This window comes from Rathayibacter sp. AY1F8, from assembly GCF_002932165.1.
Lineage (GTDB): Bacteria > Actinomycetota > Actinomycetes > Actinomycetales > Microbacteriaceae > Rathayibacter.
In genome coordinates this window covers 1-24,852 of the sequence record NZ_PSVB01000032.1, presented here as the reverse complement: position 1 = coordinate 24,852, position 24,852 = coordinate 1, and the positions used below count along the sequence as shown (strand labels likewise).

The following is a 24,852-nucleotide window of genomic DNA, read 5'->3' as shown; positions in this document are numbered from 1 at the left end:
GATGTGGGGCCCCCGCCCCCGAACCCCTGACCCGAACAGGAGCGATGACATGGAGAAGTCCTGCGTCCGCCCCCTCGACCTGGACGACGCCGTCGCCCTCGTCGGCATCCTCGCCGCCCTCCAGGCCCTCCTCGACAGCGGCGGCCTCCCCGCTGAGGAGGTCGAGGCCCTGCGCCACGGCCTCGAGCAGGGCGGCGCCCTCCTCCCCGGAAGCGACGAGAACGAGATCGCGACGGCTCTTGGTGGGCTGAACGCCCGCCTGCGTGGGACCATCGGGTGATCGCGCCGCGCTCGACGTTCCCGTAGCCTTCATCCGCGCTCGTGTCGACCCCGGAGACGCGCTCCCCCGCGCACGGGTAGCGTCCGGTCCGGTCCCGCACTCCCACGGGGTCGCTGAACCCCGAGAGCCGGAGGAGATCCGATCGTGAACGGTGACCACTTCGTCCTCTCGACCGCGACGCCGTGGGACGACCGCACCGAGATCATCGGCGTGTACGCCTCCGAGGCGTGGGCCCGCGAGGCGGCGGCCGCATGGCTCGGCTCGCCGGACCGCGAGGCGTTCCCCCGGTGCGTCATCGAGGGCTGGAGCGGCGCGCACCTCCTCGGCCGCGAGGTCGTCGAGGCCCTCGGCTTCGACGACGAGGGCGGCGACGAGTCGCTGGGCGGCCCCCGCAGCCTCTGACCTGGCGGGCTAGCCGCCCCAGTGCGACGGGCGCTCGAAATGCGACGGCAGCGTGGTCGCCGCATCCCCTCGGGCGCTGTTCACCTGCGCCTGGGTGAGGTAGACCGCCTCGGCGAGCCGCGCACCGGACACGTCCGCATCACGAAGGTCCACCCCGAGCAGGTCGCACCGCTGCAGATCCGCACCCCGCAGGTCCGCAGCCAGGAGGAGCGCGCCCCGCAGATCCGCTCCCCGCAGGTCCGCGTTCCGGAGCGGTGCGCCCGCCAGATCGGCACCCGGAGCGAGCCGACGGCCCTTCGACCGGCGGGCAGCCGGCGCCGCTCCTGCGCGAGCGGCCGCGCTCGCCGCGATCAGGAGCGGCCGGGATGCTCCGTACTCCGCGTCGACGTCGACCGCGACCACCTGCTCCGGCTCACCGAGGGTGTGCGCGTGCACCGCGTCGAACCGCTCGCGCAGCTCGTCGAGGAGCGGCGCGGCGACGCCGGGCAGCGCCAGTGCGGAGTCGAGGTACCAGAGCAGCTCGTGCAGGCGGCGCATCAGCGGGAACACCGCGAACATCCGCTCGCGCACGGCCGGTTCGGACCGCCAGGAGACGCCGCCGAACGTGTGCTGCGAGACCTTCTGGCCGGCGCCGAAGCAGTCGAAGACGGTGCAGCCGACGAAGCCCTGCGGCCGGAGCCGGCGGTGGATCGTGCATGCGTCCTCGCCGTCGAGGTTGACGCACGGGTCTCCGGCGCGCTTGTCGAACGGGAAGTCGGCGGAGCGGGCGAAGGCGAGAGCGACGCAGCACAGGCCGAAGCAGTTCGCGCAGTCGGCGCCGAGGTCCTCGCGGCGGCCGAGCTCGACCCTGGTGCGTGACGTCATCCGTCCGAGCCTACGCTCGGCGGCGCCTCCGGATCAGTGCGCGAGCGCGAGCACGCCGACGACCAGCACGCCGAGGCCCACGATCCCGAGCAGCGAGAAGATGCTCTCCTTCCTGGAGAGGCCCGCGCGCACGACGGCGATGAGGGCGATCCCCGCGAGCGTGGCGACGTAGACGCCCGCGCCGATCCGCAGCGCGACCGTCGCGTCGATCCAGCCCAGCGCCGCGGCGCCGAGCGCGAGGACCGGCAGCGACGCCGAGGCGAGCGCCCCGCCCGCGATCCGCAGCATGGTGTGCGTCTCGGAGCGCGAGGGCGCCGAAGCGTGCACGACCTGGTGCGCGATCACCTCGGCGACGAAGCCCGCGGCCGAGATCCCGATGATCGAGATCACGAGGCTCTGGAGCGCGTGGACCGCGTCGGGGTGGTCGCCGACCAGGTAGATCGTCACCACGGCCAGGCCCGTGAAGGTCGCGTAGACGCGCTCCTTGAGGGCGCGGGCGATCTCGTCGAGGGGGCGGCGGGTCCGCTCCGCCCACCGGCCGGCGCGGCCCGGGCGCAGGCGCACCGGCGTCATCCGGTCGGCGGGTGCGGTGCGGCCCTCGTCGGCCGCTCCGTCAGTAGGAGGCTGAGTCGACACGTGCCGCGGAGGAGTCGCCCGAGTGCCGCGCCGCGAGGTCGCCGAGGATGGTCGCGGAGCCGCTGGTGCCGAAGCGGGTGACGCCGAGGCCGCGGTAGGCGAGGAGCGTGTCGAGGTCGCGGACGCCGCCGGACGCCTTCACCTGAACGGCCTCCGAGACGGCGCCGCGCATGAGGCGGAGGTCGTGCTCGTTCGCGCCTCCGCCCGCGAAGCCGGTGGCGGTCTTCACGAAGTCCGCGCCGGCACGCTCGGCCGCCCGGCTGCCCTCGACGACGTGCTCGTCGTCGAGGAGGCTCGTCTCGAGGATGACCTTGACGACGTGGCCCTCGGCGGCCTCGACCACGGCGCGGACGTCGTCCTCGACGTCCTGGAGCAGGCCGCTGCGGAGGCGGCCGATGTTGACGACCATGTCGAGCTCGGACGCGCCATCGGCGAGCGCCTGACGCGACTCCGCGACCTTCGCCGCGGTCGAGGTGGTGCCGTGGGGGAAGCCGATGACGGTGCCGACCAGGACGCCGGAGCCCTCGAGCCGAGCGACCGAGTGGGCGATGTCGGAGGGGCGGACGCAGACGCTGAACACGCCGGACGCGCGCGCCTCGTCGAGCTGGGCGTCGACCTCGGCGCGGGTGAGCTCGGGCTTCAGGATCGCGTGGTCGATGAGCGCCGCGATCTCGGCGACGGTGGGCAGGCTGGAGTCGGTCATCCGCACATTTTACGTCCGCCGGCGGGACGACGAAGGCCCGCGATCCTTCGATCACGGGCCTTCGGTCGTTCACGCCGCTAGCGGCGCTCGGTCACCAGCTGGACTTGGTGATGCCGGGCAGCTCGCCGCGGTGCGCCATGTCACGGAAGCGGACACGCGAGATGCCGAACTTCGTGAGGTTGCCGCGGGGGCGGCCGTCGACGGCGTCGCGCGAGCGGACGCGGACGGGCGAGGCGTTGCGGGGGAGCTTCTGGAGGCCGACGCGGGCGGCCTCACGGGTCTCGTCGGTCCCGGCCGGGTCGACCAGAGCCTTCTTCAGCTCGAGGCGCTTGGCGGCGTAGCGGTCGACGATCACCTTGCGCTGCTCGTTGCGGGCGATCTTGCTCTTCTTGGCCATACTTAGCGCTCCTCGCGGAAGTCGACGTGCTTGCGCACTACGGGGTCGTACTTCTTGAGCACGAGACGGTCGGGGTCGTTGCGGCGGTTCTTCTTGGTCACGTAGGTGTAACCGGTGCCGGCCGTCGAACGGAGCTTGATGATCGGACGGACGTCCTGCTGCTTGGCCATTAGATCTTCACCCCGCGAGCGAGAACATCCTTGACGACGGACTCGATGCCACGGGCGTCGATGACCTTGATGCCCTTGGCCGAGAGGGTCAGGGTGACGTTACGGCGAAGCGACGGCACGTAGTACGTCTTCTTCTGCACGTTCGGGTCGAAGCGGCGCTTAGTGCGCCGGTGCGAGTGCGAGATGGCGTGCCCGAAGCCGGGGACGGCTCCGGTCACCTGGCAGACTGCTGCCATGGTTTCCTCCATGTGTGGTTACCGTGGATCACGCGCGGCACGAAGCCCCGCCCGACCCACCCAAGGTCACTTGTCGGCGCACCGCCCGCCTGTCCGGCCGGAGCCGGAGCTCCTGCCCGGTGGGCAGCACGCAAGCGCGTGCAGATGCACGCAACCTCGCTAGGCTACGCGACCCGGGCGGCGGCCGCAACAGGGTGGGGACACTCCCCCGACAGGGTGGGGACACTGCCCCGACAGGGTGGGGACACTGCCCCGACAGGGTGGGGACACTGCCCCGACAGGGTGGGGACGCTGCCCGGACGTGCACGGGGACTTCCTGGGAGGTTCCGGCAGAAGTGGCCTCCCGTACCCCCCGAGCAGGGCGTTCGTGTATCTTGCGCCTTCCTCGCGGGTCGACGAACGCCCTACTCTGAGCCGACCGCGGGCGCCCGCTCCCGGCAGCAGCCGGGAGTAGCAGCACATGCGCCAGTCCTTCCTCCGTTCCCTCGTCGCCGCGGCCGTGCTCGTAGCGGGCGCAGGACTCAGCGTCGTGGCCGCGCCGACCGCGTCGGCGGCGCCGGTCTTCAGCACCGCGTGCTTCACCTCCCCGAAGGTCTCGACGGTGTCGCAGTACACCGTTCCCGCGACCGGGGTCTCGACGGTCCGCGCCGTCCTCAGCGGCCAGAACGGCGGGAAGGGTGCGAGCGGCCTCGGGACGGGCAACGCCGGCGGACGCGGCTCCAGCCTCGTCGTGGAGGTGCCCGTCACACCCGGGCAGGTGCTGGAGATCGGGCGCCTCGCCGGCGCCCCGGCCGGAGCGGCAGGCGCCACGCGCTACGTGAACGGCGGCGTCTACGGGGGCGACTCCGGCGGCGCGGGCGGCGACGCCCAGTACCTCAGCACGGCCGGCTCGGACGGCTGTCAGCACGCCCTCGCCGTGGCGGCGGGCGGCGGAGGCGGCGGCGGGCGGTCCTCGGTCGGCGGCGACGCCGACGCCGGCAGCGGCGCGAGGGGCGGCGGGAACGGCGGCAGGAACAACGCGGCCGACGGCGGCGGCGGCGGCGCGGCCGGGCAGAGCTCGGGCGGCTCGCCCGGCGCCCGCGGCTACAGCACGTTCGGCGAGTGCGCCGACGGCAACAACGGCCAGTGGGGCGTGTTCCTCAACGACGGCAAGGGCGCCGACGCCGGCGCCTCCCGCGGCGGCGGCGGCAACTGCTCGTTCCCCGGCCACAGCGGCGGCGGCGGCGGGGCCGGCTGGTGGTACGGCGGCGGCGGCGGATCGCCCTACGTGTTCGGCAGCATGAACGACACCCTCGGCGTCATGAACGACCCCGGCGCCGGCGGCGGCGGCTCGAGCTACGTGCACCCGAGCGTGACGAGGATCTCGCAGACGGCCGGCCCGACGGCGGCCGACCCCGTGGTCGCTCCGGTGTACGACACCGCCGTGACCGTGACGCGGACCCCCGACTTCTCGATGCTCGGGCAGGAGGTCACCGTCACCGCGAAGGTGACCATCCCGAGCCTGGGCCGGCCGGTGGCCGCCGGCGGCACCGTCGAGATCCTCACCGGTGCAGGTACCAGCAGGGTGACCCTCGACGCGGACGGCGTCGGCGTTCTGACCACGAGGGACATCCCGCAGGGCTGGAACGAGATCCGCGCGCACTACCCCGACACCATCACCCCCGCCGAGGCGGGACGAGGGAGCTGGTCGGCGCTCCCCGCTCTGCGCCACGAGGTGCGCGCGTGCGCCGCGGCACCCGTCATCACCCGGCAGCCCTCGGACATCGCGGGCGTCACCAACCAGATCTACACGCTGACGATGGGCGTGAGCGTCTCGGCCGTCTACGGCGGCATCCCCGCCGTGTCCTGGGAGAGGTCCACGGACGGCGGCGCCACGTGGAAGCCCGCGCTCGGCCGGGCGGGCGCCCGGGAGGACGGGACCGCGTTCCTCGAGGCCGGCCCCGATCCCACCGGCTCCTACCGCTACCGGGCGACCCTGACCACCTGCGGCGGCAGCGTCCGCAGCGACCCGGCCACCGTGGCGGTGGGCGGCGTGCGCTTCGACCTGTCGACGCTCCCGCAGAAGGCGTACGGCGACTCCTTCGACGCGAGCCCCTACGCGCAGGCCGTCGATGTGCCCGGCCGCTCGATCGTCCTGAGCAGCAGGACCGCCGAGACCTGCTCCGTCAGCGGCATGAGGGTGACCGTGCTCCACGCCGGCGTCTGCACGCTCGCGGCGAGGCTCGACGCGCTCGCTCCTCTGGGCTGGGCGGGCGAGCCCCTGCAGAGCTTCACGGCGAAGCCGAAGGCGCTCACGGTGACCGCCCCGACGGTCGACTACCCGCGAGGCGCGCCGTCCCCCGACCTGCGTTGCACGGCCGCCTTCGTCGGCACCGACACCTTCGGCGCCCCGCTCACGGCCGGCGTCTACCGGCCGATCGTCACGGCGGGCGACGTCATCTACCGCTTGATCCCGAACTGGCCCACCTCCACCTTCACCACCTTCACCACGCGGTGCAGCGGCGCGAAGGTCAGCAGCGACTACACGATCGCGGGGTACAAGGACGGCGCGCTGCGCATCGTCGCGGCCGTCCCGATGGTGACCGCCTCCTCGCCCTCGTCGACCTACGGATCCACTCCCCCCGCGATCACCGCCTCCGTGACCGGCTCCCCCTCGGGGACGGTCTCCTGCGGCGCCTTCGCGGCGTCCGACACCGGATTCACGACGCCGCTGGCGCTCTCCGCGACGACCCCCGTCGGCCGCTACCCCACGCGCTGCTCCGGCCTGACGAACCCCTCGGGACAGCTGATCACCATCGACGGCGCGCTCACGATCTCGCCGGCGCCCCTCTCTGTGACCGCGTCGAGCCCCGGGACGCAGGCGCACGGCACCGCGACCGCCCCGACGGTCACCTGCACGGCCGACGGCTTCGCAGGAACCGACCGGTTCGTCACCGAGCCGACCGGCGCCTACTACACGGCGGACGGCACCGGGAAGGTGACGATCGGAGCGCGCACGCCCGTCGGCGACTACGTCACGCGGTGCGACGGAGGCGACGCGGGGCCGAACTACACCCTCCGGTCGATCCCCGGCACCTTCGCGCTGGCCGACCGCTCGGCCCCCGTCGTGACCGTGCCCGCCGCCGTCACGGCCGAGCCGGCCGACGTCTCCGGCGCCGTCGTCACCTTCGCGTCCTCCGCGCAGGACGCGGTCGACGGAGCCGTGGGCTCGACCTGCACGCCCGCCTCGGGAAGCGTCTTCCCGATCGGGGACACGACGGTCGACTGCACCGCGGACGACGAGGCCGGCAACACCGGCACGTCCTCGTTCCGGATCACGGTCCGGAAGTTCTCGCAGACGGTCGCCTTCACCTCCTCGCGGCCGACCGCGCCGACGGCGCTGGGCACCTTCACTCCGACGGCCACCGGCGGCGGCTCCGGGAGCCCCGTCTCGATCGGAGCGACCGGATCCTGCGCGATCGCCGACGGCGTCGTGACCTTCACCCGGAGCGGCACCTGCACCGTGACCGCGGATCAGGCCGGCGACGACCACTACACCGCGGGGCGCGCCTCCTTCGATCTCGAGGTCGCGAAGGCGTCGCAGACGCTGACGGTCGCGGTGCCGAGGACCGGCGTCCTGGAGTCGACCGGCGTCGCCACGGCGACCTCGAGCTCGGGACTGCCGGTGCTCGTCAGGACCTTCTTCGGCTGCACCGTCGCCCCCGACGCGACGGGTGCGCAGATCCTGACCTACACCGAGCCCTCGACCTGCGGCGTGCAGTTCGACCAGCCGGGCGACGACGTGTACGCGGCCGCCGACGGCCTGGTGCGCTTCGTCCCGATCTCGCGGATCCCCCAGACGGTCGTCGTCACCTCGACTCCGCCCGACCGGGTGTTCACCGACGACCGGTACACGGTCGAGGCGACCGGCGGCGGCTCGGGCAACCCGCTCGTGATCGCGGTGATCGAGAACGGCAACTGCACCATCGCGGACGACGTGGTGACGTTCTTCGGCGACGGCACCTGCACGGTGACGATCGACCAGGCCGCGGACGATCGACACGACGCCGCTCCGCAGGTCCGGCAGGTCATCACGGTCGGGACTCCCGAGGGGAACCTCTCCTTCGGGAGCACCGCGCCCCCGCACGCGATGTCGCTCGAGACGTACCGGCCGACGATCGTGCCCGGCCCGTCGAAGGGCGTGCCCGTGCTCTCCGCGAGCCGAGACTGCTCGATCCTCCCGGACGGAGTGACCGTGCGGAACGACGGGGCCGGGCTCTGCGTGCTGTCCCTCGACCAGCCCGGAGACGGCTACTGGCCCGCGCGGCACGCCGAGCAGGAGTACTCGATCTACTTCCTCCCGCAGACGGTCCGGATCACGAGCGCGCCTCCGGTCGGCGCCGTCCTCGGGGACACGTACCGCCCCGTGATCGAGGGCGGCGCCTCGGGCATCGCTCCGTTCCTCCTCACCACCGCGTCGTGCTCGGCGAAGGACGGCGTGGTCACCTTCACCACGAAGGGCGTCTGCGGCGTCTTCGCCTACCAGAACGGCAACCGGCAGTACGACAGCGCCCGGCCCGCCGTGCAGGAGGTGGAGGTCGGCTACGCGCCCGGCTCCGTGGCGTTCACGACCGCCGTCCCGACCGACGCGGAGGTCGGCGGATCCTTCACTCCCGCCTTCACGCGCGGACCGTCCTCCGGCCCCTCGGTGCTCAGCGTCTCGGGCGCCTGCTCCGACGGCGAGAACGGCGCCGTCCGGTTCGACTCCGCGGGCACCTGCACGCTGACGGCGATCCACTACCGCGACGCCACCTACGGCACCGCGCGGGCGGTCCAGACCTTCGAGGTCACCGCGATCGCGCAGACCGTCGCCTTCACCTCGACCGCGCCGTCGACGGCCGCGTCCGGCGACACGCTCACTCCGACCGCGACGGGCGGCGCCTCCGGGCTCCCCGTGACGATCGGAGCGACCGGCGCCTGCACGCTCGCCGACGGCGTCGTCACCTTCGCCGGCAGCGGCACCTGCACCGTCACGGCGGACCAGGCGGGAGACGGGCGCTACGCGGCGGCGGCGCAGGCCTCGCAGACCGTCGCGGTCACGCAGCTCGCGGGGACCGTCGCGTTCGGCGGCGATGCTCCGGCCGCGGCCCGGGTCGGGGGCTCCTCGACGGCCGCGGTCGTCGCCGGCCCCTCCAGTGCTCCCCCGGTGCTGACGGCCTCCGGCGCCTGCTCCGTCGGGCCCTTCCGACTGGTCTCCTACGACTCCGCCGGCACCTGCACGCTGACGCTGGACCAGGCGGGCGACTCCCGCCACAGCGCAGCGCCGACGGCGGTGCGCAGCTTCGAGATCACCCGGACCGCGCAGACCGTGGCCTTCACCTCGCAGGCGCCGGACTCGGCGCTCGCGGGCGGCACCTACCGTCCGACCGCGACCGGAGGAGCCTCCGGGCGGCCCGTGGTGCTCGGAGCCTCCGGGTCCTGCACGCTCACCAACGGGGTCGTCGCCTTCACCGGATCGGGCACCTGCACGGTGACCGCCGACCAGACGGGCGACACCCGGTACGACGCGGCGGAGCGGGCCTCGCAGGTGATCGCGGTCGGACTGCTCGCGGGCACCGTCTCCTTCGGCGGCAGCGCGCCGACCGGCGCGACGGTCGGCGGGACGACCACCCCGCGGATCGTCGCCGGACCGTCCACGGCGCGTCCGGTGCTGACCGCCTCCGGAGCATGCTCGGCGGCCGCGGGAGTGGTGTCCTACGACTCCGTCGGCACCTGCACGCTGACGCTCGACCAGGCGGGCGACTCGCGGTACGGCGCCGCTCCGCAGTCCGTCCGCACCTTCGCGATCGGCGCCCTCGGCCAGACGCTGGCGTTCGCCTCGCCGGTCCCCGACGCGGCGGTCGCGGGGGGCTCCTACACGCCCGTCGTGACGGCCGGCGCGTCGAGCGCCCCCGTGGTGCTCGGAGCGGCCGGGTCCTGCACGGTCGCGGACGGCGTCGTGACCTTCACCCGCTCCGGCACCTGCACGGTGACCGCGGACCAGGCCGGGGACGAGCGCCACTCGGCGGCTCCGCGGATCACGCAGTCGGTGGAGGTCGGCACGGCGGCGGGAGCGGTGTCGTTCCGCGACGCCGCTCCGACGGACGCCCGGATCGGCGGCTCCTGGACCCCGTCGATCGTCCGCGGCCCGTCGAGCGCCGACCCGGTGCTGGACGCCTCCGACTCCTGCTCGCTGGGAGAGGACGGCACGGTGTCCTACGACTCCGTCGGCACCTGCACGCTGACGCTGGACCAGGCCGGCGACGACGCTCACGCGCCCGCGGAGCAAGTCGTCCGGACGTTCCCGATCGGCAAGGCGCTGCAGACGGTCGCCTTCACCTCCGCGGCTCCGAGCACGGCGACCGCGGGCGGCCGCTACACGCCGACCGCGGCGGGCGGCTCCTCCGGTCTGCCGGTCACGATCGGCGCCACGGGCGCGTGCTCGCTCGCGAGCGGCGTCGTGACCTTCAGCGGATCCGGCACCTGCACCGTCACCGCGGATCAGGCCGGCGACGCCTCGCACGACGCGGCTCCCCGGGCGACCCAGTCGATCGCGGTCACCGCGGTCGTCCCGCAGAAGAAGAAGGCGCAGAAGGTCGCCTTCTCGACCGCGATGCCGTCCTCGCCCGAGAAGGGGATCGCCTACCCGGTCGCGGCCACCGCCTCCTCCGGTCTGCCCGTGAAGCTGTACGCGAGCGGCAGCTGCACGCTGACCGCCACCGGCGCGGGCACGGCGACGGTGCGGCTGACGGGCGCGGCGAGCTGCACCGTCCGGGCCACGCAGGCGGGCGACTCCGCGTGGCTCGCCGCGACCTCGGTGACGCAGTCGCTGCAGGTGAAGTCCTCCACCCGCGCCGACCTGACGCTGACGCTGGCGCCGGCGCCGGGACTGGCGGCGACGGCCCCGCTCTCGGGCACGATCACCGTCCGGAACACCGGCACCCGGGACGCGGCGACGACGACCACCCGAGTCGTCGTCAGCGGAACGGTGGCGAGTGCGCCCGGCGCCGTGCAGACGAAGGGCTCGGCCGCGGGCACGACGGTCCTCACCTGGACCGCGCCGAGCGTCTCGGCCGGGCGGAGCACCACCTACTCGGTGACGCTCGTCGACCGGCCGGCCGCCACGACGATCGACGCCAGGGTGTCGACCGCCGCCGCCGATCCCACGCCGGCGAACAACGCGGTCAGGCGCACCTTCCGGTAGAGGCTGCGGGGAGGGAGGGGTGTCGCGCCGCGTTGCCCGCTCCCTCCCCGACCGCTACGGTCGCGGGGACGCTCCGGGGGACGGGGCTCGCGAGGGGGGCCCGTGGACCGGTTGAGGCGACGCGCGCTGCTGCTGGGGATCGCCTCCTCGGCGGTCGCGCTGACGGGGTGCACGCCCGCCCGGCCCGCTCCCGCGGCGCTCCCGCCGAGCACGGCGCCGGCGGCGGTGCTGCCGTCCGCCGCTCCGACGGCCGTCCCGACCCCTCCCCGCCCCGTGCCGACCATGACCGCCGCGGCGACTCCGGTGCGGCGGAAGGCGCCGCTGCCCTCCGGCACGATCTCGGAGCTGCCCGGCGAGGGGAGCACGCTCGCCTGGACCGTCGACGACGGCGCCGACTCCGACGTGGTCGCCGCCTACGCGCAGTTCGCCCGCGACACCGGCACCCGGCTGACCTTCTTCCTCAACGGGAAGTACGACTCGTGGACCGCGAACGCGCCGCTGCTGGCTCCGCTCGTCGCCTCGGGGCAGGTGCAGCTCGCGAACCACACCTGGTCGCACGCCGACCTGACGAGCCTCTCGAGCGACGGCGTGCAGGAGGAGCTGGGCCGCAACGGCGACTTCATCCGCTCGACCTACGGGGTGGAGGCGGCGCCCTTCTACCGGCCGCCGTTCGGCTACACGGACGAGCGGAGCCGGGCCGCCGCGGCGGCGATCGGCTACACGGCGACGGTGCTCTGGTACGGCTCGCTCTCGGACTCGGGGCGGATCACGCCGGAGCAGGTGGTCGGCTTCGCGGACCAGTGGTTCCTGCCGCAGCACATCGTGATCGGGCACGCCAACTTCGATCCGGTGACGCAGGTCTACGCGCGGCTCGTCGACATCCTCCGCGAGCGCTCGCTCGAGACGGTGACCCTCCGCGACGTGTTCGCGGTCTGAGCGCCTCCCCGGCGGCGCAGGTCAGCGCGCGGGTCAGCGGAGCGCGGCGCGCGCGGCGGCGGAGACGGCCGCGGCGACCGCGTCGAGGGCGGGCGTGTGCAGGGCCCACTGCTGCCAGTAGAGGGGGACGTCGACGGGGTCGCCGCCCAGCTCGACGAGGCCCTCGCCGCCGACCGGGGCCTGCAGCTCGGGCAGCATCCCCCACCCCATGCCCAGGCGCACGGCCCGCTCGAAGTCGGTCGATCCGGGGACGCGGTGCTGCGGCGGTCTGCCGTCGACGCCGGCGGCCCGGAGGAAGTCGTCCTGCAGGCGGTCCTTCTCGTCGAAGACGACCAGCGGAGCGCTCGCGAGGCCGGCCGTGCCGCCGTCCGGGAACCAGCGCTCGGCGAACGCAGGCGAGGCCATGGCGCGGTACCGCATCACTCCGAGGGGCGCGACGGTGCAGCCGAGCACCGCCTCCGACTCTCCGGTGACGGCCGCCAGCACGGTGCCGTCGCGGAGGAACGCGGTGGTGTGCGCCTGGTCCTCGCGATGCAGCTCCACCACGACGTCGGGGACGGAGGCGAGCGCGGGCAGCACCCAGGTGGCCAGGGAGTCGGCGTTGACGGCGAGCGGGAGGACGACGGGGCCCGCCCCCGCCGCGTCCTCGCCGCCGAGCGAGCGGACGGCGTCGTCGGCGAGGAGCTCGATCTGACGGGCGAGGCGGAGGAGCCCGGCACCGGCCTCGGTCGCGACGACGGGGCGCGAGCGCACCAGCAGGACGCGGCCGGCGGCGGTCTCGAGCGCCTTGATCCGCTGGCTGAGGGCGGAGGGGGTGATGTGCAGGGCCCGGGCGGCGGCGTCGAAGGAGCCGTACCGGACGGAGGCGGCGAGCGCGCGCAGGCGGGAGAGGTCGAGGTCGTCTGTCAGCATCAGTGCTGCTTACGGTACTGAAGGAGCATGAGCTGGTCTACAGGAGCGCCCCGCCCTAGCGTCGGAGCGTGTCCCCCCTCCTCGCCGCCCTCTCCGGCCTCGGCTTCGGCCTCTCGCTCATCATCGCGATCGGCGCGCAGAACGCCTTCGTGCTCCGCCAGGGCCTCCGCCGCGAGCACGTGCCCGCCGTCGTCGCGATCTGCGCGCTCTGCGATGCCGCGCTGATCGTGCTCGGGATCGCGGGGATCGGAGCGGTCCTGGAGTCGGCGCCGTGGCTGCTGGTGGTGATCCGCTGGGGCGGCATCGCCTTCCTCCTCGCCTACGCGGTGATGGCGGCGAGGCGCGCACTGCGGCCGGGGACCCTCGACGGCGATCCGGCCGGCGCCTCGACGTCGCTCCGCACGGCGATCGGCACGTGCCTGGCGCTCACGCTGCTGAACCCGCACGTCTACCTCGACACGGTCGTGCTGCTCGGGTCGGTGGCGAACACGCACGGCGACGAGCGCTGGTGGTTCGGGGCGGGGGCGGCGGCCGGGAGCGTGCTGTGGTTCACCGCTCTCGGCTTCGGGGCGCGGGCGCTGCGGCCGCTGTTCCGGAGCCGCGGGGCCTGGCGGATCCTCGACGCGGCCGTGGCGGTCGTGATGGTGGTGCTGGCGGTGTCGCTCGCGCTGCACTGAGGGCCTGGTGGTGCACTGCTTGTTCTACTAACATTGTGAACATGTTGTTCCGGGTCGACCACTCCGCGGCGGGCTCGCTCGCCGACCAGCTGGAGTCGCAGGTGCGCTCGGCCGTCGCCCGGGGCGAGCTCTCGGCGGGCGACCGCCTGCCGCCCGCCCGCGAGCTCGCCGACTCGCTCGGCATCAACATGCACACCGTGCTGCGCGCGTACGCCGCCCTGCGCGACGACGGGATCCTCCAGATGCGCCGGGGCCGCGGCGCGTGGATCACGGAGTCGGCCGGGCCCGGGCTCGTGCGCGTGACCGCCCTGGTCGACGAGCTGCTCGCGGAGGCCCGCCGCAGCGGCATCACCCCGGCGGAGCTCGTCCGCCTGATCGAGAGGACCGGATCATGACCGCCACCGCCGACCGCCGCCGCGAGCTCCTCGCCGCCGCGTCCCTCCTGCTCCCCGCCGCCGGAGTGCTCGTCTCACGCCTCGTCCTGGACGACGCGCTGCCCGCGGAGCTCGCCTCGCACTGGTCGGGCACCGGGGCGGCCGATGCGACCGCGTCGACGGGCGCTCTGCTCGCGATCGCCCTCGTGCTCTCCGGGCTCCCGGCCGTCGCGGGCGTCGTGGCGGCGGTCGTCGGGCGCGCCCCGCGGCTCCTGCTGGCGACCCTCGGCCTCGTGGCCGGGCTGGGCGCCTCCGCCTGGGCGACCTCGGTCGGCACGACGCTCGCGGCCGGGCGCGCCGAGGGGGCGGAGCTCGGCGGGTGGCTGCTCGCGCTGCTCGGAGGGATGCTCTTCGCCGTCGTGCCCGCGCTGATCGCTCCGGGCACCCGGCGCGCCTCCCGCCTGGCCGCCGGCCGCCTGCCGCTGGCGGCGGAGGAGACCGGCGCCTGGTCGCAGACGCTGACGGGCCCGGTGTTCGCCGTCGCCGCGATCGCCACGGCGGCGGGCGCGGCCCTCTCCCTCGCGACGCTCGCCGCGGCGGGCGCCACCGGTCCGGCGATCGCGATGGCCGTCGTCCTCGGCGTCGTCGCGCTGGTGCTCCTCTCCTTCTCCCGCCTGAGGGTGACCGCCGACCGCCGCGGCCTCCGCGTCGTCACGACCGCCCTCGGCATCCCGCTGCGCCGCATCCCGCTCGACACCATCGCCTCGGCCGGCACGGCCCAGCTGCGGCCGTCGGAGTGGGGCGGCTGGGGGTACCGGGTGATGCCGGGCCGCTCGGCGGTCATCCTGCACGCCGGGCCGGGGCTGGTGGTGACGACGGACCGCTCGCGCGAGTTCGCGATCAGCCTCGACGACCCCGAGACCCCCGCGGCGCTGCTCGAGACCCTGCGCTCGCGGGCCTGAGGCGCCGACCCGTCAGTCGACCACGATCCGGACGAGCGTCGTGACGGCATCCACCGCGTTCACGTAGGAGTAGTGCCGCGAGGTCGGGAAGGCGAGGTGCCGTCCGGGCTCCAGCCGCACGGGCTCCTCGCCCTCCCGCTCCAGGAGGAGCGCGCCGGCGGTGACGAGCAGGATCTCGTGCCACCCCTCGGGGTCGGGCTGCGCGTCGTAGCGGTCCCCCGGACCGAGCGTCCAGGTCCAGAGCTGGGCCTCCCGGCGCGCGGGGACGGAGGAGAGCAGGACGGCGACGCTCGCCTCGCCCGCTCCCCGCCAGGCGACCTGGTCGATCGCCGCGGGCGCGGATCCCGGGGCCGAGACGAGTGCAGTGAACGTGGTGCCGAGGGCGGTCGCGAGGCGGTCGACTCCGGTCAGCGAGATGTTGGCCTCGCCGGCCTCGGCCGCGACGATCGTCCGCCGGCTGATACCCGAGCGCGCCGCCAGCGCGGACTGGCTCAGCCCGGCTCCGCGCCGCGCGAGGCGGAGGTTGCCGCCCAGGTGGGCGAGGACGGGAGCCGACATGCGCACTATTCTGCACCGACAGGCCCCTGTTGCTCCTAGGATGTGCAGAATGATGCACATCTCGCCGCTCCGGGGCCTCCGCTTCACCCGTCCGGAGTGGGCGCTCATCGGCATCACCGCGATCTGGGGCGGGACCTTCCTCGCCGTGCACATCGCGATGGAGCACAGTGGTCCGCTGTTCTTCGTCGGGATGCGGTTCGCGATCGCGGGACTGATCAGCGCGGTCGTGTTCCACCGGTCGCTCCGGGGGATGCGGCGGATCGATCTCGCGGCCGGCGTCGTGATCGGGGTGATGATCTTCGCGGGCTACGGCCTGCAGAGCTACGGGCTGCAGACGATCACGAGCAGCACCTCCGCGTTCCTCACCGCGCTGTACGTGCCGCTGGTGCCGCTGCTCCAGTGGGTCGTGTTCCGTCGCCGTCCGGGCGTGCTGACGCTGGTGGGCGTCGCGCTGGCGTTCGTCGGACTGCTCCTGATCGCGGGCCCGCAGCCGGGCGTCGCGCTCGGAGCGGGCGAGGTGGCGACGATCGTGAGCACGCTGCCGATCGCGGCGGAGATCATCCTGATCGGCCTCGTCGCCGGACGCGTGGACCTCGGCCGGGTGACCGTGGTGCAGCTGCTGGTCGCCGGCGCGCTCGGGTTCGCCTCGATGCCCGTCGCAGGCGAGGCGGTCCCGGCGTTCTCGGGGGCCTGGCTGATCCCCGCGCTCGCGCTCGGGGCGAGCAGCTGCCTGATCCAGCTGACGATGAACTGGGCTCAGCGCTCGGTCTCGCCGTCGCGCGCCACGATCATCTACTCCGCCGAGCCCGTCTGGGCCGGTCTGATCGGCCGCCTCGCCGGCGACCGGCTCCCCGCGCTCGCCCTGCTCGGGGCGGGGTTCATCGTCGCGGGCACGCTCGTCAGCGAGCTGAAGCCGCGCCGCGAGCCTGCGCCGCCGGCTCTCAGGTGACGGCGGGGAGGGCGGCGGAGGCGACGAGCGCGCCGCCGGCGTCGGTGATCTCGACGGCGGCGACGGACTCGCGCAGGACGGCCGCGTTCATCTCGCAGTCGAGCTCCGCGGAGCTGCCGAGGAAGGAGCCGGACGGGAGCCGCTCGCCGGAGCCAGTGACCAGCACGAGGTCGTAGCTCTCGCCGAGGGCGAAGCCGGTCCCGCGGAGGATCGTCTCGGTGCCCCAGGTGTGCGCGACCAGCGAGCCGTCGAGCGTCACGCCCTCCGTCCGCTCGTCGAAGGCGATCGCCTCGACGGCGCCGAGCGTCCCGGGCGGTCCCGCGACGGGGCGCTCCTCGGCGGACCGCAGGGCCACTCCGGCGACGCCGCCCACGACGAGGAGCGCGGCCGCCGCGGCGACGGCCAGGACGGCACGGAGACGCGAGGCACGGCGGCGCGGGGCCCGGCGGCGCGAGGCACGCAGACTCTCCCCGCGCTCGGGCCGCTCCCCGGCGAGCGCCGCGACGCGCGACCGCAGCTCCGGCGACGGCTCCGCCTCCTCCCAGCGGCCCAGCGCGCCGACCCGGTCGACCACCGCGCCGAACGACGCGAGCTCGGGGTCGATCGAGGGGTCGGCGGCGCGCAGGCTCTCGAACTCCCGCGTCTCCTCGGCGGAGAGGTCGCCGGCGAGGGCCGCGGCGAGGAGCTCCTCGCGGCGGCCGCCGGGCTCGTCTCCGTCGGGCTGGTCTCGGTCGATCACGATCTCTCCTCGTCGGTGGGTCCGGCGCTCGCGAGGTGACCGCGGAGCGCTCGGAGAGCGTAGAAGGCGCGGCTGCGCAGGGTGGCGACCGGCACGCTCGTGGCGGCCGACAGCTCGGCGTAGGTCTCGCCGTTCAGGTGGACGGCGACGACGACCTGCCGGTGCTCGGCGGAGAGCCGCGCGAGCGCCTCGGCGATCGCGAGCGGCTCGAGGGGGTCGCGGTCCTCCGCGGGCACCTCCTCCAGAATCTCGGCCTCGACCAGGCGCGGCAGGCGCCGGCGCGAGCGGTGCACGTCGATGACGACGTTGCGGGCGATGGCGAAGAGCCAGGTGCGGGTGCTGGCACGCTCGGCGGAGTAGCTCGCCCGCGAGCGCCAGGCGCGCAGGAACGTCTCCTGCACGCAGTCCTCGGCGAGGCCGCGGTCACGCAGGGCGTTGAGCGCGAAGCCGAGCAGGGCGGACCCGTGCTCGTCGAAGGCGGCGGCCGGGTCGAACCCCGCCGTCCGGGGCTCGAGGCGCACCACCGGAGCCGGGACCTCCGAGTGCTCGCGCGGCATCGCGGGCCCTTCGTCTCGTCGTGCCGTCGCCGTGCGCGCCACACCGCCTCCTCGTCGGGACCGGTGGTCCGTCGGAAGGGGGTACGGCCGCGGCGGCGGCGGCGTTCATCGGAGGCGAGGACCGTCTCCGTGAAGATCCTCTCAGATGGAGTGAACGCAGCGCCGCTTCCGGCCGTACTCCCTGCATCGGGCCCGCTCGGCGCTCGCGATCGAAAGGCTCCACCATGACGAAGACGTCCCCCGCGCGGAACCGCGCCGGCCGCCGCCTGCTCTCCCTCGGCGGCATCACCGCCGTCGCCGCCGCCTCCTTCTTCGCCGCCGCGCCGGCCCAGGCCGAGACCGAGGTCGCCGAGCCGTCCTCGTTCACCAGCGCCTTCACGGTGATGGCGACGCCCGACCAGGTCGTGAACGCCGATTCCGCCGCGACCCCCGGCCAGCCCGGCGCCACGGGCGAGATGACCTTCCGGGTCAACAGCGACCTCGACGTCATCTGCTACGACATCACCCTCACCGGTGTGACCGGCGACTACCAGAGCCCCGCGAAGACCGCGACGCACATCCACCAGGCGGCGCTAGGCAAGGCGGGCCCGCCGCGCATCGCGTTCCCGAACCCGGCCCCGGTCGGAGACGGCCCCCGCACCAGCAGCGGCTGCCTGCAGGGCCCCTTCACCACGGGCATCCAGGCGAACGGGGCCGACACCGGCGCCGGATTCACGCTGAAGGCCCTCGAGGCCGATCCCGCCGCCTTCGCGGGCGACTCCCACACGGCCTCGTATGCGGCTGGCGTCGTCCGCGGCCAGCTCTCGCAGGTGCCGGTCGGCGGCCTCCAGACCGGTGGCGGCGCGACCGCCGCCGGGAGCGACGCCACGGGCCCGTCCGGTCTCGCCGCGATGGCCGGCCTCGGAGCCGTCGCCGCCCTCGGCGCGGCCGGAGTGGTCGTCGCCCGCCGGCGCACCGCCTCCTGATCGTGGGCACCCGGTCGAGGAGCGGCGCGGCGGCACTGTGCGCCGTGCTGCTCCTCGCGGGGTGCGCCGCCGCGGACGGGAGCGGAGGAGCGGAGACGCCCGCGAGCGCGCCCGCGCCTCCGGCCCTCGCTTCTGCTCCCCCGGTCACTCCTCCCCCGGTCCCCGTGCCCGACCCCGCCGCTGCGGCGCCCGCGCGCACCGTCGGCGTCGAGCCCGCCCGGCTGAGCGTGCCCGCGATGGGCCTGGACGAGCCGCTGATCGCGCTGGGCATCCAGTCGGACGGGGCGATGGAGGTGCCGGTGGACTACGACGACGTCGGCTGGTTCTCGGGAGGCGGGCGCCCGGGTGGCAGCGGCCGCACCGTGATCGCGGCGCACGTCGACTCGCGGTCCGGTCCCGCGGTCTTCTTCCGCCTCGGCGAGCTCGCCCCGGGCGATGAGATCGCGGTGAGCGGAGTGGACGGCTCCGACCACCGCTACCGGGTGACGGCGGTCGAGTCCCACGCCAAGGCCGCGTTCCCCACCGCCCGCGTCTTCGGCGCGACCCTCGAGGAGGAGCTGATCCTCGTGACCTGCGGAGGCGAGTACGACACGGCGATCGGCCGCTACCGGGACAACCTGGTGGTGTTCGCCTCCCCGCTCTGAGGCCCGCCACGGAGGCGCGGCACAGAGGGGCGGCACGACCGCCCGGCATCGTGCCGCGGACGGTGGCGCAGAGCACAGCACGAGAGCCCCGCCGGCGCAAGGGTCCGGGCGCGCGCACGCCGTGTGGTCGGATGGGGAGGGTCGGCCCCCCGCCGCCGCTCCCCTCCCGCTCCCCACCGCCGTGGCGCGGCCGATCCGACAGGACGCCCGTGTCCACCAGCCCCCGCCCCACCCTCTTCGCCCTGCCCGGACTCGGGCTCGACGGCCGCGCCTTCGACGCGCTCGGCCGCGAGCTCGCCGACGTCGCGGACCTCGTCGCGCTCGACCTGCCCGGTGGATCCGGGACCTCGCTCGAGGAGATGACCGCTGCCACGATCCGCCGGATCCGCGAGCACGGCTCCTCCCGCTGGTTGCTCCTCGGGCACAGCATGGGCGGGAAGATCGCCTCGCTCGTGGCCTCCCGCACGGTCACCGGCCGCTCGGGCCTGTTCGGGCTCGCGGGCGTCGTGCTCCTCGCCGGGTCGCCGCTCTCGCCCGAGCCGATGGAGGAGGAGCGCCGCTCGACCATGCTCGGCTGGGTCGACGACGGGCACCTCGACGAGGCGCAGGCGCGCGAGTTCGTCGACCAGAACGTCGGCTCGCCGCTGCCCGCCGACGCCGACGCGGAGGTGCTGGCCGAGCTGCGCCGCTACTCCCCCGAGGGCTGGCGCGACTGGCTCGAGCACGGCAGCCGCGAGGACCGCACCGGAGAGGCCGCCCTCGGGGCCGTGCCCGCGCTCCTGATCGCGGGCGGTGAGGACGGCGACCTCGGCGCCGACGCGCAGCGCCGCCTCAACGGCTCCCTCTACTCCCGTGCCCGGCTGCTCACGCTCGCCGGGGCGGGCCACCTGCTGCCGTTCGAGCGCCCGGTCGAGGTGGCGGCGGCGATCCGCCGGTTCTGGGAGGAGGAGGCCGGCACGGCGCCGTCGGTCCCGGCCGACGTCGGCGCGGCCATCGCCTCCGCCCGGACCTCCACGCGGGTGCGCGGGCTGCTGGCCGTGCGCGCGCTCGCCGACGACCCGGAGTACGCGCCGCGCGCCCTGACCGTCGCCCAGCTCGCGGAGCTGCGCGCGATCGCCGACCGGGTCGTCCCGCAGGAGGGCGGCCGGATCGACCTGGCCGCACGGGTGGACACGCAGCTCGCGAACGGCGAGGGCGACGGCTGGCGCAACGCCGACCTGCCGGCCGACCCGATCGCCTACGGTCTGGCGCTCGACGCCCTCCGGGGCTTCGCCGACCTCGGCCCCGCCGAGCAGGACGCGCGCCTCACCGCGATCGCCGACGGCTCCGCGGAGCCCGGCGACCGCTCGGCCGGCGGGCTCGGTGCCGAGCAGCTGACCGCCTGGTTCGAGGACTGCCGCGTCGACCTCGTGAAGCAGTGGCTGGCGCACCCCGCGTCGATGGCGCGGATCGGCTACGACGGCTACGCCAGCGGCGGCGACACGCTGCCGCTCGTGACGGGCTTCCGCCTGCTCGGCGCCGACGACCGCGAGACCTGGGAACCGACGACGAGGAGTCACCGATGAACACGACCGGCATGCGCCGCTTCCCGCTCGACGAGACGGTCGACGCCGTCGTGATCGGCACCGGGGCCGGCGGAGCGCCCCTGCTCTCGGTGCTCGCCGCTCGCGGGCTGCGCGTCGTCGCCCTCGAGGCCGGGCCGCACTTAGATCCGCTCGGCCACACCGCCGACGAGACGGCGGCCGTCGAGATCAACTGGATGGAGGAGCGCCTCAGCGGAGGCGAGACTCCCACCGCCTTCGGGCAGAACAACAGCGGCCGCGGGGTCGGCGGCTCGACGCTGCACTGGGGAGCGTTCACGCCCCGCCCCGACCCGCGCGACCTGCGACTCCGGAGCGACTCCGGCGTCGGCCGCGACTGGCCGATCGAGCACGCCGAGCTCACCGCGTACATCGAGAAGGTGGAGGCGACGATCGGAGTGGCGGGCCCGGCCGAGTACCCGTGGGACCCGTCGCGCCGCTACCTGCAGGGCCCGCTCGCGCGGAACGCCTCGGCCGACATGATGCTGCGCGGCTGCGCGGCGATCGGGATGCGCGCGACCGACGCGCCCGCCGCCGTGCTCAGCGGCCCGCGGGACGACGGCCGGCCCTCCTGCGTCAACTGCGGCCAGTGCCATCAGGGCTGCCGGACCGGCGCGAAGACGAGCATGGACGTGACCTACCTGCCGGAGGCGGTGCGGGCCGGTGCCGAGATCCGGGCCGACTCGTTCGTGCACGGCATCGAGCTGGACGCCGCGGGCCGCGTGTGCGCCGTGGTCTACACGAGCGGCGGAGTGGAGCACCGGCAGCGCTGCTCCGCCCTGTTCCTCTGCGCGGGCGGCGTCGAGACGCCCCGGCTCCTCCTGCACACCGGCATCGCGAACAGCAGCGGCCAGGTGGGCCGGAACTTCCTGGCGCACGGGGCGACCCAGGTCTGGGGCACCTTCGAGAACGAGATGCGCGGCTACCGCGGCTACCCCTCCTCGGTGATCACCGAGGACACCGTCCGCCCGGCCGACGCCGACTTCGCGGGCGGCTACCTGATCCAGAGCCTCGGAGTGATGCCGCTGACCTACGCGACGACGCTCGCCCGTGGCGCGGGCCTCTGGGGCAGAGATCTGATGGACGCGCTCGACGGCTACCGTTTCGCGGCGGGCGTCGGGATCAACGCCGAGTGCCTGCCCGCCGACGGCAACCGGCTGGAGCTGACCGACGAGCTGGACGAGCACGGGGTGCCGAAGGCGCGCATCACGTTCTCGGCGGGCGCCAACGAGGAGGCGATCGACCGGCACGCGATCCGGACGATGACCGCGATCGTGGAGGCGGCCGGCGCGACGAGCACGCGGGTGATGGCGCGCACGGCGCACACGCTCGGCACCGTGCGGATGGGCACCGACGCGGGCGACGCCGTGATCGACGCGGACGGCCGCAGCTTCGACGTGCCGAACCTCTGGGTGTGCGACAACTCGGTGTTCCCGAGCGCGCTGATCGCGAACCCGGCGCTCGCGACGATGGCGCTCTCGCTGCGGACGGCGGACCGCTTCCTGGTGGCGTAGCGTCGCGGCGGCGGGACGGCTGCGGGGCGGGACGACGGGCGAGGTGCTCCTCCGCGTCGCCGACTGACCGCGCGTGCCCGCCCGGACTGCTCGCCCGGACTGCGCACCCCGCCGGAGCAGCCGAGGGGCGGTGCGGGGCGCCAGCGCAGTCCCGAGACACGCTGCCCGAACGGCGGGCCGACGCGACGGCATGTGACGGCGGTTAGGCGCGCGCTGAGCTGCCGAGGTGCTGAGCTGCCGAGGTGCTGCATCGTGGTGGCTGAACGGCGGCATGGCGAACGGCGGCGGCACGGCCCTGGTGTCGGCACGGTGTCAGGCGACGGTGCGGCCCCGGTGACGGTCCGCGCCTCAGCGGCGGTGGTGCGGCGGTGGTGCGACGGTGCGGCCGCGTGAACCCGAGCGAAGGCGCAGATCCGAGCGTCAGTGGCGCGGCGGGAGGTCGCTGAGCACTCGCCTCCGAGCGACAGCACGGCCCGATCACCAGTGCGAACCCGCGCCATGGGCCGAACCCGCCCGACAGCCGATTCCCTCAGGGGTGCACGGCAGCACGGGAGCACGAAAGCACGGCAGCGCGGCAGCACGGCAGCACCGCAGCACCGCAGCACGGCAGCACCGCAGCACCGCAGCACGGCAGCACGGCAGCGTGTCAGAACGGCAGCGTGTCAGAACGGCGGCGGCCGGTCCTCGAACCTCGGGGTCGCGGGTGGGCCTGGACGGAGCCGTTCCTCGAGGCCCGGCGGGCGCGTGGTGATGCGGCGGCCGGTGGGGGTGGTCCAGTCGGCGGTGCCGTCGGGGTGGAGGACGTAGGTCCAGCGGTCGCCGTGCCGCACGTGGTGGTGGGCGACGCAGAGACTGGCGAGGTTGCCGGGGTCGGTGCCGCCGCCGTTTCGCCACTCGACGACGTGGTCGGCCTCGGCGCTCGCGGCGGAGCGGGTGCAGCCGGGGAAGCGGCAGGTCACGTCGCGGAGCTGGAGGAGGAGCCGCAGCTCGCGGTGCGGCAGTCGGCGTGTGCGCCCGACCGAGAGGACGGCGCCCGTCCGGGGCTCGGTCAGCACGCGGGTGACGGTCGCGGGGACGAGGCTCCGGGCGACGTCTGCGGGGATCGGGCCGTAGCCGTCGAGCTCGGCGGAGGCGTCGTCGGCGCCGGACGCGGTGCTCGCCGACAGGGTGACCCGCACCTCGGCGCGCACGCCGGTGACGAGGGTCGGAACGGGCCGATCGGCACCGACCGGGTCGGGCACCGTGCCGATGACGTCCGCATCGCAGAGGAGGTCGGCGAGAGCGTCGGCTCTCAGCTGGGCGAGGGTCCGCGCGTCGCCCGCTCGGGAGATCGCATCGACGGCGCCCGCCCCGGTGGTCCCGGCGGGCTCCGCTCCGGTCGTCCCGCTGGACTCCGCTCCGCAGGAGCCCGCTTCCGCGGCGTCGAGCGGCGGCGTCCCCTCCGCCGCGTCGCGGAGGATCCGGGCGATCCGGTCGAGGCGGCTGTACGCCCCCACGGCGACCGGGGCGGGGAGGAGGGCGCAGAGCGTCGCCATGCCGTCGACCTCGGGGGTCAGCCAGACCGCGCGGTCCTCGCGGGCACGTCGGTGCCGCTCGGCGAGGGGCTGCTCGTGGAGCTCCTCCCGCAGTCGGGCCAGAGCGCGCCGCAGCTGGGTCGGCGTGGTGCGGGCCGCGAGCTCGGCCGCCCGCGTATCGAACGCGGCGCGGGAGCCCGGAGGCAGGGTGGCCGCTACGGCGCAGACGACCTGGCCCGCCTCCCACCGCAGGCGCGCCCCGGCGAGGGCGGCGCGGGTGGCCGGCAGGTCTTCGACGAGGAGGCGCGCGTGGTCGAGCTCGCGGGAGGCGACCCGCTCGGAGACTCCGAGGGCGACGGCGAACTCCGCACGGATCGATCGCTCGGCGAGGTCGCTCGACGCGTGGGACGCCGAGCCGCGGGCGAACGACCCCGGATGCTCGAGCGCGGCCCGGTGCCCGGCGTGCAGCTCCTCGGCCGCGGCCAGGAGCAGCGGGGACGCCGAACGGGCCAGCGCGGCGGCCCGGTCGCCGCGAGCACGCACCTCGCTGAGCACCGCCTCCGCTGCTGTCGACCCGCTGATCATCGTCATACGTGTATTCAATCAGCGACCACCGACATGGAAGCGACGGATCGTCACATCCGTGGAGAACCGGCGTGAGGCCCTCTTGTGGATGGAGGGATCACCGCAGCCGACGCCGCACATCCCTGCCGTCCTCGGGGCGGCGCGCGCAGGACACCGGCGCAACACCCCGCCACACGCACCGCCACACGCCCCCCGCTCACGCGAACCGCACCGCCACACACGCCCCCGCTCACCCGATCCGCACCGCCACACGCACCCGCTCACCCGAACCGCACCGCCACACGCCCCCGCTCACCCGAACCGCACCGCCACACGCACCCGCTCACCCGAACCGCACCGCCACACGCCCCGCTCACCCGAACCGCACCGCCACACGCCCCCGCTCACCCGAACCGCACCGCCACACGCCCCCGCTCACCCGAACCGCACCGCCACACCCCCTGCCTAATCAACAAAACTCCAACGCCACACGACCA

Annotated in this window: 23 protein-coding genes; 12 read left to right on the top strand and 11 right to left on the bottom strand. The window is 74.8% G+C overall.

Translation table 11 applies throughout. The features are described from left to right. The first annotated feature begins 49 nt into the window (after positions 1-49). Both C5C35_RS15770 and C5C35_RS15765 read left to right on the top strand, forming a co-directional pair. Positions 50-280 (top strand): hypothetical protein, encoded by a 231-nt coding sequence (locus tag C5C35_RS15770; protein ID WP_104234552.1) that lies wholly within the window; start codon positions 50-52, stop codon positions 278-280. A gap of 144 nt (positions 281-424) precedes the next feature. Further along, positions 425-682: a hypothetical protein gene (locus tag C5C35_RS15765; protein WP_104238985.1), complete on the top strand. Its 258-nt coding sequence runs from the start codon at positions 425-427 to the stop codon at positions 680-682. Positions 683-691: 9 nt separating this feature from the next. On the opposite strand, the gene C5C35_RS15760 is transcribed toward C5C35_RS15765, so the two are convergent. The 6 genes from C5C35_RS15760 to rpmB all read right to left on the bottom strand — a co-directional run bounded on the left by C5C35_RS15760 (position 692) and on the right by rpmB (position 3,688). Beyond that, the gene (locus C5C35_RS15760; RefSeq protein WP_104263550.1) at positions 692-1,546 is read right to left on the bottom strand and encodes a pentapeptide repeat-containing protein; all 855 of its coding nucleotides are present in this window, start codon (positions 1,544-1,546) and stop codon (positions 692-694) included. 33 nt (positions 1,547-1,579) lie between these two features. Further along, the gene (locus tag C5C35_RS15755; protein ID WP_146078782.1) at positions 1,580-2,182 is read right to left on the bottom strand and encodes a hypothetical protein; all 603 of its coding nucleotides are present in this window, start codon (positions 2,180-2,182) and stop codon (positions 1,580-1,582) included. Next, a complete protein-coding gene (gene deoC / locus C5C35_RS15750) occupies positions 2,160-2,885 on the bottom strand; it encodes a deoxyribose-phosphate aldolase (protein ID WP_181127846.1) in 726 nt (241 codons plus the stop codon). Before deoC ends, C5C35_RS15755 begins: the two co-directional genes overlap by 23 nt. A 91-nt stretch (positions 2,886-2,976) precedes the next feature. Next, on the bottom strand, positions 2,977-3,282 hold the full coding sequence (rpsN, locus tag C5C35_RS15745) for a 30S ribosomal protein S14 (RefSeq protein WP_104225107.1): 306 nt from the start codon (positions 3,280-3,282) through the stop codon (positions 2,977-2,979). 2 nt (positions 3,283-3,284) lie between these two features. After that, positions 3,285-3,452 carry a 50S ribosomal protein L33 gene (gene rpmG, locus C5C35_RS15740; RefSeq protein WP_027692168.1) on the bottom strand — a complete coding sequence of 56 codons (168 nt, stop codon included), beginning with the start codon at positions 3,450-3,452 and terminating at the stop codon, positions 3,285-3,287. Further along, on the bottom strand, positions 3,452-3,688 hold the full coding sequence (gene rpmB, locus C5C35_RS15735; protein ID WP_056038148.1) for a 50S ribosomal protein L28: 237 nt from the start codon (positions 3,686-3,688) through the stop codon (positions 3,452-3,454). Before rpmB ends, rpmG begins: the two co-directional genes overlap by 1 nt. A gap of 460 nt (positions 3,689-4,148) precedes the next feature. Between rpmB and C5C35_RS15730 the strand changes: the two genes are divergently transcribed. Further along, on the top strand, positions 4,149-10,910 hold the full coding sequence (locus C5C35_RS15730; protein WP_146078781.1) for an HYR domain-containing protein: 6,762 nt from the start codon (positions 4,149-4,151) through the stop codon (positions 10,908-10,910). Between the two features lie 102 nt (positions 10,911-11,012). Next, complete coding sequence (locus tag C5C35_RS15725) at positions 11,013-11,846, top strand: polysaccharide deacetylase family protein (RefSeq protein ID WP_219812150.1); 834 nt, start codon at positions 11,013-11,015, stop codon at positions 11,844-11,846. 33 nt (positions 11,847-11,879) lie between these two features. On the opposite strand, the gene C5C35_RS15720 is transcribed toward C5C35_RS15725, so the two are convergent. Next, positions 11,880-12,758 (bottom strand): LysR family transcriptional regulator ArgP, encoded by an 879-nt coding sequence (locus C5C35_RS15720; protein WP_104263547.1) that lies wholly within the window; start codon positions 12,756-12,758, stop codon positions 11,880-11,882. Between the two features lie 68 nt (positions 12,759-12,826). Here C5C35_RS15720 and C5C35_RS15715 point away from each other — a divergent pair, with 68 nt between their 5' ends. Genes C5C35_RS15715 through C5C35_RS15705 form a run of 3 tightly spaced genes read left to right on the top strand, consistent with a single transcriptional unit; the run spans position 12,827 to position 14,771 of the window. Next, a complete protein-coding gene (locus C5C35_RS15715) occupies positions 12,827-13,435 on the top strand; it encodes a LysE/ArgO family amino acid transporter (RefSeq protein WP_104227345.1) in 609 nt (202 codons plus the stop codon). 41 nt (positions 13,436-13,476) lie between these two features. Then, positions 13,477-13,830, top strand: a complete 354-nt coding sequence (locus C5C35_RS15710) for a GntR family transcriptional regulator (protein ID WP_104225158.1) — start codon at positions 13,477-13,479, stop codon at positions 13,828-13,830. After that, on the top strand, positions 13,827-14,771 hold the full coding sequence (locus tag C5C35_RS15705; RefSeq protein WP_104263546.1) for a hypothetical protein: 945 nt from the start codon (positions 13,827-13,829) through the stop codon (positions 14,769-14,771). Before C5C35_RS15710 ends, C5C35_RS15705 begins: the two co-directional genes overlap by 4 nt. A gap of 12 nt (positions 14,772-14,783) precedes the next feature. On the opposite strand, the gene C5C35_RS15700 is transcribed toward C5C35_RS15705, so the two are convergent. Continuing rightward, positions 14,784-15,329, bottom strand: a complete 546-nt coding sequence (locus tag C5C35_RS15700) for a helix-turn-helix domain-containing protein (protein ID WP_104227343.1) — start codon at positions 15,327-15,329, stop codon at positions 14,784-14,786. A 49-nt stretch (positions 15,330-15,378) separates the two neighbouring features. Here C5C35_RS15700 and C5C35_RS15695 point away from each other — a divergent pair, with 49 nt between their 5' ends. Then, entirely contained in the window at positions 15,379-16,278 is a 900-nt protein-coding gene (locus C5C35_RS15695; protein WP_258066314.1) for a DMT family transporter, read from the top strand. Here C5C35_RS15695 and C5C35_RS15690 read toward each other — a convergent pair. Beyond that, entirely contained in the window at positions 16,271-17,017 is a 747-nt protein-coding gene (locus tag C5C35_RS15690; RefSeq protein WP_104263545.1) for a hypothetical protein, read from the bottom strand. The two genes, C5C35_RS15695 and C5C35_RS15690, sit on opposite strands and share 8 nt — an antisense overlap. After that, positions 17,014-17,574 carry a sigma-70 family RNA polymerase sigma factor gene (locus tag C5C35_RS15685; protein WP_104263544.1) on the bottom strand — a complete coding sequence of 187 codons (561 nt, stop codon included), beginning with the start codon at positions 17,572-17,574 and terminating at the stop codon, positions 17,014-17,016. The genes C5C35_RS15690 and C5C35_RS15685 overlap by 4 nt, the downstream gene beginning before the upstream one ends. Before the next feature lie 224 nt (positions 17,575-17,798). Between C5C35_RS15685 and C5C35_RS15680 the strand changes: the two genes are divergently transcribed. The 4 genes from C5C35_RS15680 to C5C35_RS15665 all read left to right on the top strand — a co-directional run bounded on the left by C5C35_RS15680 (position 17,799) and on the right by C5C35_RS15665 (position 22,277). Further along, positions 17,799-18,539: a CHRD domain-containing protein gene (locus C5C35_RS15680; RefSeq protein WP_104227340.1), complete on the top strand. Its 741-nt coding sequence runs from the start codon at positions 17,799-17,801 to the stop codon at positions 18,537-18,539. A gap of 164 nt (positions 18,540-18,703) precedes the next feature. Next, positions 18,704-19,183, top strand: a complete 480-nt coding sequence (locus C5C35_RS17150; RefSeq protein ID WP_258063722.1) for a class F sortase — start codon at positions 18,704-18,706, stop codon at positions 19,181-19,183. A gap of 209 nt (positions 19,184-19,392) precedes the next feature. Next, positions 19,393-20,748 (top strand): alpha/beta hydrolase, encoded by a 1,356-nt coding sequence (locus C5C35_RS15670; RefSeq protein ID WP_104263542.1) that lies wholly within the window; start codon positions 19,393-19,395, stop codon positions 20,746-20,748. Beyond that, a complete protein-coding gene (locus tag C5C35_RS15665; RefSeq protein ID WP_104263541.1) occupies positions 20,745-22,277 on the top strand; it encodes a GMC family oxidoreductase in 1,533 nt (510 codons plus the stop codon). Before C5C35_RS15670 ends, C5C35_RS15665 begins: the two co-directional genes overlap by 4 nt. Before the next feature lie 662 nt (positions 22,278-22,939). On the opposite strand, the gene C5C35_RS15660 is transcribed toward C5C35_RS15665, so the two are convergent. Next, a complete protein-coding gene (locus C5C35_RS15660) occupies positions 22,940-24,382 on the bottom strand; it encodes an HNH endonuclease signature motif containing protein (protein ID WP_104263540.1) in 1,443 nt (480 codons plus the stop codon). Positions 24,383-24,852 lie beyond the last annotated feature (470 nt).